We start from the raw sequence: 12,992 nt of genomic DNA, 5'->3' as shown, positions 1-12,992 counted from the left end.
TCCTACCGCGGGTCCCGAACTCCAGAGCCCCTTTACGGAATCGAACCGTAGACCTTCTCCTTACCATGGAGACGCTCTGCCGACTGAGCTAAAGGGGCGTTGCGAGAGAGAACGTTACGGCAGGGGCGCCATGCTCAACAAATCGACACGACCCCTCCGCGAAGCCGTCGCATCATCCCAGGTCAGCGGGGCCCTCGGCATCGCCGTCGGGCTCCCAGATACGCGCGAAACCCATCGCTTCCTCGAGCTCGTAGGAGAGTTCGAGCAGCATTCGCTCACGTCCCGGCGCCGCCCCGAACATCATCCCCTGCGGCAGCCCGGCCAGGGTCCGCTGCACCGGCAGCGACACCGCCGGCCCACCGGTGACGTTCTGCCACGGCGTGAACGCGACCCAGTCCATCAGCCGCTTCATCACCACGTCGTAGGCCTGGCTCGGCGCGAGCCGGCCGACCTCCGGGGTCTCGTGCGCGACGGTGGGCGTCAGGACGACGTCGTACGCAGCATGGAACCCCTCCGCGATCGCCTGGGTCTTGCGCAGCCGGACGATGGCGGCCGGGACGTACTTGGCGTTCTTGAGCGTGTGCTGGGCCAGGCCGACGGTGAGGTTGTCGAGCCGCTGACGGTCCCACGTCTTGCCGCGGAGCGGTCCGGCGTTGACCAGGGCGACGGCGAGCGTGCCCCAGTAGAGAACGAAGTCGTCGGCGAAGGTCTCGGGCACCGGCGGCGGCACCGTCTCGACGGTGTGTCCAAGTTCCTCCAGCACGGCGGCGGTCTTCAGCGTCAGCTCGGCGACCTCCGGGCTGGCCTCGCGCCCGAGCGCGCCGGTGAAGACCGCGAAGCGGAGCCGCTTCGAGCCGGGACCGGTGACGTTCCCGATGGGCGGCAGCGAGGTGTGGTGGGCCTTCTCGGCCTCGCGGAGGAAGGCGGCGGTGTCGCGCACCGAGCGGGAGAGCACGCCGTCGGTGACGATCTTGAGCGGCAGCAGCCCGTAGAGCGGGTCCTGCGGCATCCGGTCGCGGGTCGGTTTGAGCCCGACCAGGCCGCAGGCCCCGGCCGGGATGCGGATCGAGCCGCCGCCGTCGTTGCCGTGGGCGATCGGCACCGCCCCGGCGGCCACCAGCGCACCCGAGCCGGCCGACGACGCACCCGCCACCCGGCCGGTGTCCCACGGGTTGCGCACCGCGCCGAGACGCGCGTGCTCGGCGGTGCCCGAGAAGCCGAACTCGGAGAGCTGGGTCTTCCCCAGCGACAGCAGCCCGAGCTTGAAGAGCAGCTTGGTCATCTCGCCGTTGCGTGAGGCCGGCGGCATGACGTACGAATCCGTGCCGTTCCTCGTGGGGACTCCGGCGACGTCGGTGTTGTCCTTGATCAGGGTGGGCACACCGGCGAAGAAGCCGGCCCGGGGAGCGCGCGCCTGGACCCGGGCGCGGTCGAAGGTCCGGTAGGCCATCGCGCCGAGCGCCGGGTCGACCGACTCGATCCGGGCGATGGACGCCTCGACCGCCTCGACGGTGCTGAAGTCACCGCGCCGCAGGGCCTCGGCGACCCCGACCGCGTCGAGAGTGCCGAGCACGTCGTCGGTGAAGGCGTGCACTCGAGCCATGAGACCAACGTTAAGCCGTGGGCCCAGGTCAGAGGAGGAAGTACGCCACCAGCGGAACCATGAGACACGTCACCACCGCGGTGAGCCCCATCGCCAGCCCCGAGAAGGCGCCCTCGACGCGGCTCTCCTCCAGCATCCGGGCGGTGCCGATGCCGTGCGAGACGGCGCCCACGGCGATGCCGCGGGCCCGCGGGTCGCGGATCCGGAGCAGGGTCAGCACGCGCGGCGCGATCATCGCGCCGACGATCCCGATCACGATCGCGAAGGCCGCGGACAGCTCCGGGTAGCCGCCCAGGCGGTGGGTCAGCTCGATCGTCACCGGCGTCGTCACGGCCTTCGGAGCCATCGTGCGCTCGAGCACGTCGCTGCCACCGAGCCAGCGCACCAGCAGGATGCCGCTGACCATCGAGACGAGCGCGCCGGCGGTGAGCGCGACCAGGACGGGCACCACCATCCCCTTGAGGCGGGCGACCTGGTGGTAGAGCGGGATCGCCAGTGCGACCGTCGCCGGGCCGAGCAGGAAGCTGATCAGCCCGGTGGCGTCGGCGTAGTCGTCGTAGGAGGTGCCGCTGACCGCCAGCAACGTCCCGACGATCACGATCGCGACCGCCACGGGCTGGGCGAGCGGCGAATGCGTCCGCGCGCGCAGCCACCGCCCGAACTCGTACGCAGCCACCGTCACGAACAGCCACAGGATGAGGCTCATTCGATCTCCTCCCCCGGCGCACCCTCGGTGCCGGCGACCGACGGCACCCGGCGCAGGAACAGGTTGAGGACCCAGCCGACGGTGGCCAGGCCGAGGAGCCAGGAGCCGAGCAGCGCGACGACGATCGGCACCGCGGCGTCGCGGATGATCGCCAGGTAGGCGATCACGCCGACGCCGGCCGGGATGAAGAAGAGCTGCAGGTGGGAGAGGAAGTAGTCGCCGACCTGGATGATCGGGTCGTCCTCGGCGTCACGGCGCCGCAGCACCAGGACGACGAAGAGCAGCAGCATCCCGACCACCGGGCCCGGCAGCGGGATGCCGGTCGCGTCGACGATCAACGTTCCGGCCAGCTGACACCCGAGCAGCCAGAGCAGGCCGACGATCACGAGGCGATGGATTCGATGGCCATCGCGGCGCAGCCGACCAGGCCCGAGGAGTCCCCGTGCAGCTGGGCCATGAAGGTGAGCTCGCGGGTGGCGATCGGGTTGGACCGGGCGTAGACGCTCTCGCGCACCCCGGCGGTGTAGAGGTCGAAGGCTCCGGCCATGTCGCCGCCGATGACGACGACCTCCGGGTTGAGCAGGTTGACGGCGGTGGCCACCACCTCGCCGAGCTGTCGTCCGCCCTCGCGCAGCAGCCCGCGCGCCACGGCGTCGCCGGCGAGCGCGGCGGCCACCAGGTCGCGTACGTGGCCTGCGGGGACGCCGGAGTCGGTCAGCCGCTGGGCGAGCGCCCAGCCCGAGGCGACCGTCTCCAGGCAGCCGGTCGAGCCGCAGCGGCACGGCCGGTCACCGGCCGCGTCGATGCGGGTGTGGCCGATCTCGCCGGCCGCCCCGAGAGCGCCGGTGACCAGCTTGCCGTCGACGATGATGCCCATGCCGAGGCCGGTCGACGCCTTGACGACCAGGGCGTTGCGTACGGGATGGTCGGGGTTGAAGAGCTCCGAGCGGGCCAGCACGTGGGCGTCGTGGGCGAGGATCAGGGGCGCATCGGTCAGCTTGGTGAAGTAGGGCGCCAGCTGGACGCCGTCCCAGCCGCCCATCGCCGGGGTGTCGATGCTCATCCCGAGCTCGGGGTTGACCACGCCGGGCAGGCTCATCCCGATCGCCAGCACCGGCAGGTCGATCGAGGTCACCATCTTGGTCAGCCGCTCGACGATCTCCGGCATCAGCGCCTCGGCGGAGATGCCGACCTCGTGGTCGCGGGTGTCGCCGGCCAGCTCGCGCCCGGCGAGGTCGAAGACCGCCGCCTGGCTGCGGCTGCGGCCCACGGCCACCGCCAGCACGACCCCTGGGTCTGAGGATTCGTCACTCACGACTGCAGTCTAAGCACGACCCCGGGCGCCACCTAAGACCGCGAGCGGAGGCGCGCGTTGGGCAGCGGAGGCGCCGGGATCGGCCGCTGGTGGTTGCCCTCGACCACTCCGAAACGCCCCTCGGCCAGGTCCTGGGAGTCCTCGACCACCTCACCGCCACCGCGGGTGACCTGGTCCTGCCACTCCTGGCGGTAGGCGACGACCTCGTCGTGGGTGCGCCCGACGAAGTTCCACCACATGATGATCGACTCGCCGAACGGCGGGCCACCGAGGAGGAGCAGCCGGGTCCAGGCCTCGCCGGCCTGCAGGACCAGCGTGGTGGCGCCCGGGGGCGCGTAGGCGAGCGAGTCCTTCTCCACCTCGGCCGAAGCAGGACCGGACGGGCCCACACCGGTCATCGACACCTCGCCGGTGTCCACGAGTACGCCGTGCTCGAACCGGTCGTCGACCGGGATCTCGAGCCGGGTGCCGGGCTCGAGGAGGATCTCGGCACCGAGGATCTCGGAGTGGGTCCGCACCGGCGACGTCACGCCCAGCAGCGACCCCAGGAAGACCCGGACCGTGGCCCCGTCGCGCTCGATCGGCGTCGGCCGGTGGTTCTCGAACGCGGGCTCCACGTCGCGGAACTCGTCGGGCAGCGCGACCCACAGCTGCGCCCCGTGCAGGACGGTGGTCTCGGGCGTGGAGTTCTCCGAGTGGGAGATCCCGCGTCCGGAGGTCATCAGGTTGACCTCGCCCGGACGCACCATCGCCACCGTGCCGACCGAGTCGCGGTGCTCGATCTCCCCGGTGAACAGCCAGGAGACCGTCGCCAGCCCGGTGTGCGGGTGGGGCGGCACCTCCATCCCGCCGGAGACCACGACGTCGTCGGGACCGTAGTGGTCCAGGAAGCACCACGCGCCGATCAGCGAGCGCGAACGCGCGGGCAGCGTGCGGCGTACGTTCATCGCCCGTGGACCACCCAGCGGCACATCCCTCGGAGTGATGATCTGGATCTCGACGCCTTCGTCGCCGGTGCCCCCGACACACTCGACAGGGGTGGGATGTGCGTCCAGGTTGGTCATATCTTCAACCATATCTCGTACGTTGCCTCGCCATACCGACGTCACATCGAGGTCGCCGGCGGGCTACCTCGATGCCACACGATGTGGCCCGTGCTCATCGCTCAGCTCGCGAACTTCGTCGGCCCGACCTCCGGCGGGATGAAGACGGCTCTGGAAGCCCTCGCCCGTGGCTATCTCGAGGCGGGACACGACCGGCTCCTCGTCGTCCCCGGCCCGTACGACGCGGTCACCTCGACCGACCTCGGCGAGGTGGTGCAGCTGAGAGCACCACGCGTGGGCGGCGGCTACCGGCTGATCATCGAGCCGTGGCGGGTGACCGACGTGCTGACCCGCTATCGACCGACGAGCCTCGAGGTCAGCGACAAGTTCACGATGCTGCCGGTCTCCCGCTGGGCCCGGCGCCAGGGCATCGGCACGGTGCTCTTCTCCCACGAGCGGCTCGACGAGTACATGCCGACCTACACCGGCATGGACACCACCTCGAAGGTCTCCACCGCGCTGCTCAACCGGATGCTGGTGCGCTCCTTCGACCAGGTGCTGGTGACCTCCGACTACGCCCGGCACGAGTTCGAGCCGCTCGCAGCGACCGTCGGCTGCCCGATCGCGCAGGTGCCGCTGGGCGTCGACCTGGACTTCTTCCAGCCCTCGCCCGGCCACCGCGACGACACCCTGAGGCTCGTCCACGTCGGCCGCCTCTCCCGCGAGAAGTCCCCCGACCTCGCCGTCGCCACCGCCGTCGAGCTCCATCGCCGCGGGTTCGACGTACGGATGGACGTCTACGGCGACGGCCCGCATCGCGCCGAGCTCGAGGCCCTCGCCGCCGGAGCGCCGGTCGTCTTCCACGGGCACGTCTCCGACCGCGGCCGGATCGCCCGCGCGCTCGCCTCGGCCGACGTCGCCCTCTCGGTCTGCCCCCGCGAGACCTTCGGGCTGGCGGTCCTGGAAGCCCTCGCCAGCGGTACGCCGGTGGTGACCGCCGACCGCGGCGGCGCCCGCGAGCTCATCGACCCCCGCTGCGGGGCCTGGGCGGCGGCGCATCCGGCCGCCCTGGCCGACGCGGTCATCGACGTCGCCGAGCGTCCGGTGGTGGCGACCCGCCACGCGGCTCGCGAGCGGGCCGAGCAGTTCCCGTGGTCCCGCACGATCGAGGAGATGCTGGCGCTCCACGAGAGCCTCGCCCAGGAGACCGCACCGACCTTTCTCCTCGCTCGTTCGCGGCAGCGCCAGGCGGCCAGGCGGGCTCGGCGTTACGCATGAGCCGTTGTCTCGTTAGGGATTTCACCATGAGCGATTCAACGAAAGTCACCGCTGAAGCCGACCAGGTAACACTGCAGCCCACGCACTTCGCCGACTCGTTCGGCCCGGCGTGCAGCGCATACGGAGAAGATCCGCAGACCACCTACGACTACCGCGACGTCACCTGCAGCGCCTGCCGGCACGCCGCGCCCTACATCAGCGCCCTGCCCGAGCACCTCAAGCCGCGCTCGACCAGGCGGCGTTCCTGGCCTCGGTCGATGCAGGACCGGGGCTAAGGCACCCGGATCTCGGCCCGCTCGGGCTGCGGCGGTGTCCACCTCACCGCCGAGCGTGACCGGGCGAGCCCGGCGATCCCGGTGACCAGCAGCACCCCGGCGCTCACCGCCACCCACGGCGTGGGGGCGGAGGCGCCGAACGCGACCACCGCGGCGACGTACGAGACGGTGGGGTTGGTGATCGTCATCGCCGCCATCGCCCAGGGCAGCGGCCCGGCGGCGAGGGCCGCCTGGGTGAGGATGATCCCGAGGCCGCAGGTGCACAGCAGGCCGTAGAACGCCGGCAGTGTGAACAGTCCGACGAAGCCGTCGGCGGCGGCCCGGTCGGCGGTGATCTTGAGCAGCACCGAGGTCGTCGCGAAGGAGCACCCGGCCGCGACCGCCGTGGTCGCCGCCGCGACCGGCGGTGGGAACCGGTGCGCCACCAGCAGGAGTACGCAGATCACGACCGCCACGCACGCCGCGAAGAGCGCGACGCGGCCGACGTCGGCATAGGTGCCGCCGCGGTGGTCGTCGGTGACCAGCAGGACCACGCCGCCGGTGATCGCGGCCCCGCTGACGCAGTCGGCGAGCGTGGGCCAGTGCCGGGCGGCGATCGACGCGAAGACGAGCGCGAAGAGCAGCTGGGTGGGCATCACCGACTGCACCACCGAGACCGACCCCAGGTGGAGCGCGACCGCCTGCACCCCGAAGCCGGTCGCGTTGATCAGCGCGCCGGTCACCCACAGCGGGTTGCGCACCAGCGCCAGCATCAGCCGCTCGATCCCGGCGATCCCGCCGCTGCGGCCCGGCGCGACCGCGCTGGCACGCTGCTGGACAGCCGCGGAGAGCGAGAACAGGACGCATGCGCCGATGGCCAGGCCCACGGCCGCAGCATGATGCATGCCTCGACGCTAGGCCGCGCGAGGAACGTCCACCCGCCGCTCACGCGATCATCGGATGAACCCTGAGGGTCAGTTCTTCACCCTGGCGCCCGGGATCTCGCCGTACTCGACGCCGAGGACCGACGCGTCGCCGTCCTCCGGCACCAGCACCGCGACCGTCACCGCCGTCCGGATCGACAGGTTCTTGCCGGCCTGGCTGCGGAACCGGTCGTAGGGCGGGTTCCACTCCCACTCCTCGCCCTGGCCGCCGACGATGCTGTCGACCGTGAACTCCGGCATGGCGAGCACGCCCTCGGGCGTCTGCACCATCCGGAGCCCGGTCTCGTCGAACGGCTCCGCGGTCGTCCTGACCGTGTCCACACCCAGCTCCGCGACGTACGCATCCATCTCGCGCCGCAGTGCCCGCAGCTTCTTGAGCCCGGCGACACCCTCGATGCCCTGGGGCTCACCGAGGTACGCCTCGATCCTGTCAGCGACGTCCTGGACCCGCTTCGCCTCCGCAGCGGCGACCGGGGCGGCGCCCTCGACCGGGGTGGGGATGGCGCTCGCCTTGACCTTGACCTCGCCACGGTGCGTCCAGGGCGACAGGGCGTCCTGCTGCTCGTAGATCGCCAACGGGGACCGCCGGCCGCCGCCGTTGATCTCCACGACGGCCCACATCGGATACTCGTCGAGCCGCACCGACCAGGACCGACCCGCATGCACCTCGAAGGTGCGCGGGCGCTGCTTGGAGCCGGCGCCCTGGGCCGCGACCGTCGCGGCCTGGAACATGGCGAGCGTCGGACCGCTGGCAGCCTGGCCCCATTCCTCGGCCTTCCACTTCCCGCGCCGGTTGGCCTCGATGGCCTCGTCGCTGCGCTCGCTCCACTCCCGGATCACCGCGCTGACGTCGTCGTCCGGCAGAGAGACCTTGCTGACCTGCTCGACCTCGACGGCCACGGGAATCGAGCACCCGGCGAGGGAGAACGTCAGTACGCCGACTCCCGCAGCCACGCCCAGCCGGCGGTAGAGCCCAGCGGCCGGCGGACGAGGCGGCGCCGGGTGGCCGGTGGGGTGGGTCGGGTGGACGTACGGCACCGGACGGGGTGGCTGCCGCTGCTCGGGTCGCTCACGACGCCCGGTCAGCAGCAGGACGAGCGCGCCGATCAGCAGCAGGGCACCGAAGCCGGCGATACCGAGCGAGACCGCGAAGATCCCGTCGATCCGGTACCCGAAGGCGACCTTGATCGGTGTCCCGTCCCGGCTCGCGGCAAGGAACGCGACCGGCTCCCCGGTGAGCGTCACGGTCAGCTCCTGCGTACCGGAGCCCGAGACCTTCTCCTCCCACCACAGCGCCTGGGAGGCATCCGGCACCTGCTCCCCCGACCCGGCCACGCCGCTGACCCTGGTCAGCGGCGTCCTGGCGATCTCGACGGCCCTGGTCCCCTCGACGACGTCGAGCACGTCGACCGGGTTGCCCACACCGACGTACGTCTCCCCCATCGCCTCCACACGCACCGTGACCGGAAGCCGGTCGAAGGCGAACGCCTCCGGCGTCGAGTACGCCGCGCCCTGCTCGATCGGGGTCTCCTTGCCCATCAGCACGTCGTCGGGTCCGGCGGCGAGGGCCAGCCCCGCTCCGACGAGGAGGAGCGGTGCCCCGAGCAGTCCGAGGAGCACGGCCGGAAGAACCCTGCCGCCCTTCCTCGGCCGGGTGGGTCCAGGGTTCACGGGTGCGTACGTTGCCGAGCTCATCGAGGCCTTCTACGTGGGGGTCCCGAGAAGTGGACGCGGCAATTTAGCGTGTCCGATCCGGCCCGAGAAGTGATTAACCCAACCCGGCAGGGTATTACCAGACAGTATGGAACGTTTACCTTGACTTGGTAATTCCTAGGCCGTGTCGGTCTGACCTTCCATCGCTGGGTGTCTTTAGCGTCATGAAGCGGTCGCGAACGTGCTGATGCTCATGTTGTCGGCGCGAATCGCGGCCGCTGATGTTGTTTCAATTCGAATTGATCGACGAAAGGTATGAAATGAGCAAGAAGACAGGGCTGCTCCGCCGCGCCGCGGCCGTCGCCGCCTTCTCGGGTGTCGCCTTCGCGCTGACCACCGGAGCTGCCACGGCCGCTCCCGTCGACGCCGACACCACCGCCGTCAGCACCGCGCCGTCGGACCTCTCCCCGTCGTCGCAGAAGGCCTGGGAGGACTTCATCCTCGGCGGTTCCTACGTGACCGAGGGTGCTGCCCAGATGGTCAGCGGTGCCTGGGTCGGCGCTCCCGGCCTGCTCCTCGCCGGCGCCACCGGCTCGCCCCTGACCCCCGAGCAGATGCAGGCCTGGGAGAACTGGGACGAGGGCGGCCGCAAGATCGGTGAGGGCGCCGCCATGATGGTCGCCGGCGCCTACGTCGGTGCCCCGGGCATCATCCTCGACCAGATCGCGGGCGGGGCGACCCCGAGCGACCTGTCGCCGGCCGAGCTCGAGCAGGTCACGTTCCTCATCCCTGAGGACAGCCCGGCCCTCGACGGTGTCGCCACCGACCAGATCCCGAACCCGATGGCTCCCCTCGGGTCCTTCTGAGCGTCGACATGACGACCGCCGACCGACCGTAGCTCCCACCACGATCCGATCGGCGCCGTCCCCAGATGGCCCAGGCCGTGCCTCCGCGCACGCCCGGGCCATCTGCGCATTTACGCACGTTCAGACAAGAACGTTGCAGGTTGGCGAAAATTACGTCATTACATTTCATTCGGCACTAGTTGACATGAAAACAGCCGTGTCTACTTGCCCTGATGGTCGTTGCGCCTCTTAGCATCACTTCCCGGATGCGAACGTATCGATGACTCTGCTATCGATCCGGGGGTCGTGTCCGTGCGTGATGTTTCAATTCGAATTGATCGATGAAAGGTACGAAATGAACAAGATGACAGGGCTGCTCCGCCGCACCGCGGCCGTCGCTGCCTTCTCGGGTGTCGCCATCGCACTGACCACCGGCACCGCCACCGCCGCCCCGATGACGGGCGACAACCACAACCGCTCCGAGGCCGAGTGCATCGCGGAGAACTCCTCCGGTGCCTCGGACCTCTCGCCCTCGAGCCAGAAGGCCTGGGCCAGCTTCATCTGTGGCGCCGGCCAGGCCACCGGCGGCGCCGCTCGCATGGTCAGCGGCGCCTGGGTCGGCGCCCCGGGCCTCATCCTGATGGGTGCCACCGGCGACGAGCTGAGCCCGGCGCAGAAGAAGGCCTGGGTGAACTGGGACGGCGGCGCGCACCAGGTCGGCAACGGTGCCGCCCTGGTCGTCTCCGGCGCCTACGTCGGTGCGCCCGGCATCGTGATGGACAAGATCATGGGCGGCGCCGTGCCGTCCGAGCTGTCCGACCGCGAGATGGACCAGGTCTCGTTCCTGCTCCCGATGGAGAACCCGGCTCTCGACGGCCTCCCGGTCGACCAGGTCCCGAACCCGCTGGGTCCGCTGGGCACCTTCTGAGAAACATGACCATGGCCGAGTGATCACCCCCTACCGACTGCTCGGCAACGTCACCCAGGTGGCCCCGCGCGTGCACATGTGCACGCCGGGGCCACCTGCACGTCGTGCACAGGCATTCAGTCGTACGCCAGCGGCTCCTCGATCACGTCCATCACGGCCCTGGCGACCCAGTAGTGACGGCCGCCGCGGCCCGACCGGCCCGCCGCCTCGATCCAGCCCCGCCGCTCGGCATCCTGGATCAGGTTGCGCGCACCCTGGTTGGTCAGCCCGGTCGCGTCCTGGACGCGCCTGACCGTCAGGTAGGGGTTGGCGAACAGCAGCGTGACCAGCCCGGACAGGTTGGCGCGTGAGGTCGCGGCCTCGTCGAGGTAGCCCTCCCGCAGCGCGACCAGGCGCTCGGACCTGGTCGTCGCGTCCTCGGCCGAGCGTCGCACCGCGGTGAGGAAGAACTGCAGCCACTCCTGCATCTCGCCGCGCTCCCGGACGCTCTGCAGCCGCTGGTAGTAGGTCTGCCGGTTGGCCTCGATGTAGCCCGAGAGGTAGAGCAGCGGCGTGGTCATCCGCCCCTCCTCCATCAGCATCAGGTTGATCAGCAGCCGCCCGATACGCCCGTTGCCGTCGAGGAACGGGTGGATCGTCTCGAACTGGTAGTGCATCAGTGCGCAGCGCACCAGCGTCGGGGAGAGGTCGGGGACGTTGACGTACGCCTCCCAGTCGGCGATCAGCTCCGGCAGGTCGGCCGGGAGGGGCGGGACGTACGCGGCGGTGGTGGGGTCGTCGGTCGGCGAGCCCACCCAGACCGGCATCCGCCGGAACTCGCCCGGGTGGCGCTCCTGGCCGCGGACCCCGGTCAGAAGGGTCTTGTGGAGCTCGAGGACGAGGCGCTGGCTGAGCGGCCAGCTCCTGATCAGCTCGAAGCCCTGACGGGTCGCGGCCAGGTAGGCCTTGACCTCGGCGACGTCCTCGCTCTTCGTCACCTGACCGCTGGCCTCGTCCTGGAGGACCTCCTCGAGGGAGGTCTGGGTGCCCTCGATCCGGGAGGAGGCGACCGCCTCCTGGGTCAGGTAAGGGCCGATCAGCAGCTCGGGATCGTGGATCAGCGCGCTCACGCCCTGGAGGCGCCCCAGGGCGGCGTCGGCGTCGGAGAGCGCCTTGACGGTCAGCGGCTGTAGCGGCAGGTCACGGGGGATATGAGCGGGCCGGTAGTACCAGTAGGCCCACTTGTTGCCCGGCTCCCGGGTCGCCCTGCCGAACTGCGGAGCGTCGTACCTCTCCGGATCCATGGCCGGTCAACTTACCACTCGGAAGGGGTTTGAGTTGGAAGTTGACGGGAACTTCCCAGTCGGACTTGGGAGTTCCGGAGTCACTTCCAACTTCGACCTAGGCTGGAGATCGTGCAGTTCGGCCAGTATCCCTCTCCCCGTCACACGATCGCCCACCTCTCCGATCCCCATCTCTACGCCGGGGACCGGCGGATCTTCGGCAAGGTCGACCCCGAGCCCGGCTTCGAGCGCGCGCTCGACCGGCTGCGCGGGATGACCGTGCCACCGCAGGCGATCGTCTTCACCGGCGACCTCGCCGACCTGGGCGAGCGCGACGCCTATGTCCGTCTCCGCAAGCAGGTGGAACCGGTCGCCGCGGACCTCGGGGCCGAGATCATCTGGGTGATGGGCAACCACGACGAGCGCGAGGTCTACTCCGAGGTGCTCTTCGGGTCGGCGTCGGACGAACCGCAGGACCGGGTCTACGACATCGACGGGCTGCGGATCATCGCCCTCGACACCACGGTGCCCGGCTGGCACCACGGCGACATCACCGAGGCCCAGCTGGAGTGGCTGGCCGACGTGCTCGCCGAGCCGGCGCCGCACGGCACCCTGCTCGCGATGCATCACCCGCCGGTCCCGCTCCCCCTCAACGAGGCCAGCGTGATCATCGAGCTCGACGGCCAGGAGCGACTCGCGCCGGTGCTGGAGGGGACCGACGTACGCGCCGTTCTCGCAGGTCACCTGCACTACTCGACCAACACCACCTTCGCCGGCATCCCGGTCTCGGTGGCCTCCGCGAGCTGCTACACCGCCGCGCCCGCGACCCTCGACCGCTACTCCGCCTCCGTCGACGGACACCAGGCGATCTCGCTGGTCCACCTCTACGACGAGGGCGTCGGCGGCGTCCCCGGCGCCCCGGTCGTCCACACCACCGTGCCCATCGGCGAGGCGCCCGAGGTCGCCGGCTTCCCGTCCTCGGTCCTCGAGAAGCTCGCCCCGATGACCCCCGCCGAGCGTCGCGACCTCTTCTCCCGCAAGGGCAAGGCCGCCCGCGCGCTGCGGCGTCAGCTTCGAGACTGATCCCGGGCGGCCCGATCTCCGCCTCGAGGCTGATGCGGGCGTCGGCCCGGGGCCGGAACGATTGCTGCGAAACGTCGA

The 12,992-nt window shown here is 70.5% G+C and carries 13 protein-coding genes and 1 tRNA gene; 5 read left to right on the top strand and 9 right to left on the bottom strand.

What is annotated here, in order from left to right:
* Positions 1-25: 25 nt before the first annotated feature.
* The 6 genes from UG56_RS17280 to UG56_RS17255 all read right to left on the bottom strand — a co-directional run bounded on the left by UG56_RS17280 (position 26) and on the right by UG56_RS17255 (position 4,688).
* Positions 26-98, bottom strand: a tRNA-Thr gene (locus UG56_RS17280).
* Positions 99-172: 74 nt separating this feature from the next.
* Positions 173-1,603, bottom strand: a complete 1,431-nt coding sequence (locus tag UG56_RS17275) for an amidase (protein ID WP_071327160.1) — start codon at positions 1,601-1,603, stop codon at positions 173-175.
* A 28-nt stretch (positions 1,604-1,631) separates the two neighbouring features.
* Positions 1,632-2,309 carry an LrgB family protein gene (locus UG56_RS17270; protein WP_045552133.1) on the bottom strand — a complete coding sequence of 226 codons (678 nt, stop codon included), beginning with the start codon at positions 2,307-2,309 and terminating at the stop codon, positions 1,632-1,634.
* Complete coding sequence (locus UG56_RS17265; RefSeq protein WP_045552134.1) at positions 2,306-2,695, bottom strand: CidA/LrgA family protein; 390 nt, start codon at positions 2,693-2,695, stop codon at positions 2,306-2,308. The genes UG56_RS17270 and UG56_RS17265 overlap by 4 nt, the downstream gene beginning before the upstream one ends.
* On the bottom strand, positions 2,692-3,624 hold the full coding sequence (locus UG56_RS17260) for an ROK family protein (RefSeq protein ID WP_071327159.1): 933 nt from the start codon (positions 3,622-3,624) through the stop codon (positions 2,692-2,694). Before UG56_RS17260 ends, UG56_RS17265 begins: the two co-directional genes overlap by 4 nt.
* 32 nt (positions 3,625-3,656) lie before the next feature.
* Positions 3,657-4,688 (bottom strand): pirin family protein, encoded by a 1,032-nt coding sequence (locus UG56_RS17255; protein WP_045552039.1) that lies wholly within the window; start codon positions 4,686-4,688, stop codon positions 3,657-3,659.
* 138 nt (positions 4,689-4,826) lie between these two features.
* Here UG56_RS17255 and UG56_RS17250 point away from each other — a divergent pair, with 138 nt between their 5' ends.
* Both UG56_RS17250 and UG56_RS17245 read left to right on the top strand, forming a co-directional pair.
* Entirely contained in the window at positions 4,827-5,945 is a 1,119-nt protein-coding gene (locus UG56_RS17250; protein WP_371264393.1) for a glycosyltransferase, read from the top strand.
* A 26-nt stretch (positions 5,946-5,971) separates the two neighbouring features.
* Positions 5,972-6,220 carry a hypothetical protein gene (locus UG56_RS17245; RefSeq protein WP_045551579.1) on the top strand — a complete coding sequence of 83 codons (249 nt, stop codon included), beginning with the start codon at positions 5,972-5,974 and terminating at the stop codon, positions 6,218-6,220.
* On the opposite strand, the gene UG56_RS17240 is transcribed toward UG56_RS17245, so the two are convergent.
* Together UG56_RS17240 and UG56_RS17235 are read right to left on the bottom strand one after the other, a co-directional pair.
* Positions 6,217-7,104: a DMT family transporter gene (locus UG56_RS17240; protein WP_045551578.1), complete on the bottom strand. Its 888-nt coding sequence runs from the start codon at positions 7,102-7,104 to the stop codon at positions 6,217-6,219. The genes UG56_RS17245 and UG56_RS17240 overlap by 4 nt on opposite strands.
* A gap of 69 nt (positions 7,105-7,173) precedes the next feature.
* Positions 7,174-8,838 carry a hypothetical protein gene (locus UG56_RS17235; protein WP_143055084.1) on the bottom strand — a complete coding sequence of 555 codons (1,665 nt, stop codon included), beginning with the start codon at positions 8,836-8,838 and terminating at the stop codon, positions 7,174-7,176.
* Positions 8,839-9,116: 278 nt separating this feature from the next.
* Between UG56_RS17235 and UG56_RS17230 the strand changes: the two genes are divergently transcribed.
* On the top strand, positions 9,117-9,662 hold the full coding sequence (locus UG56_RS17230; protein WP_045551576.1) for a hypothetical protein: 546 nt from the start codon (positions 9,117-9,119) through the stop codon (positions 9,660-9,662).
* 334 nt (positions 9,663-9,996) lie between these two features.
* On the top strand, positions 9,997-10,569 hold the full coding sequence (locus tag UG56_RS17225) for a hypothetical protein (protein ID WP_045551575.1): 573 nt from the start codon (positions 9,997-9,999) through the stop codon (positions 10,567-10,569).
* 116 nt (positions 10,570-10,685) lie between these two features.
* Here UG56_RS17225 and UG56_RS17220 read toward each other — a convergent pair whose 3' ends face one another.
* Positions 10,686-11,852, bottom strand: coding sequence for a Fic family protein (locus UG56_RS17220; RefSeq protein ID WP_045551574.1), 1,167 nt, complete (start codon positions 11,850-11,852; stop codon positions 10,686-10,688).
* 111 nt (positions 11,853-11,963) lie between these two features.
* Between UG56_RS17220 and UG56_RS17215 the strand changes: the two genes are divergently transcribed.
* Positions 11,964-12,914 (top strand): metallophosphoesterase, encoded by a 951-nt coding sequence (locus tag UG56_RS17215; protein WP_084101201.1) that lies wholly within the window; start codon positions 11,964-11,966, stop codon positions 12,912-12,914.
* Positions 12,915-12,992: the final 78 nt, after the last annotated feature.

The sequence above is a fragment of the Nocardioides luteus genome (assembly GCF_000960475.2).
In the GTDB taxonomy this organism is placed as follows: domain Bacteria; phylum Actinomycetota; class Actinomycetes; order Propionibacteriales; family Nocardioidaceae; genus Nocardioides; species Nocardioides luteus_A.
Note: the sequence above shows the minus strand (reverse complement) of the source record. Positions and strands in the feature narration are given on the sequence as shown.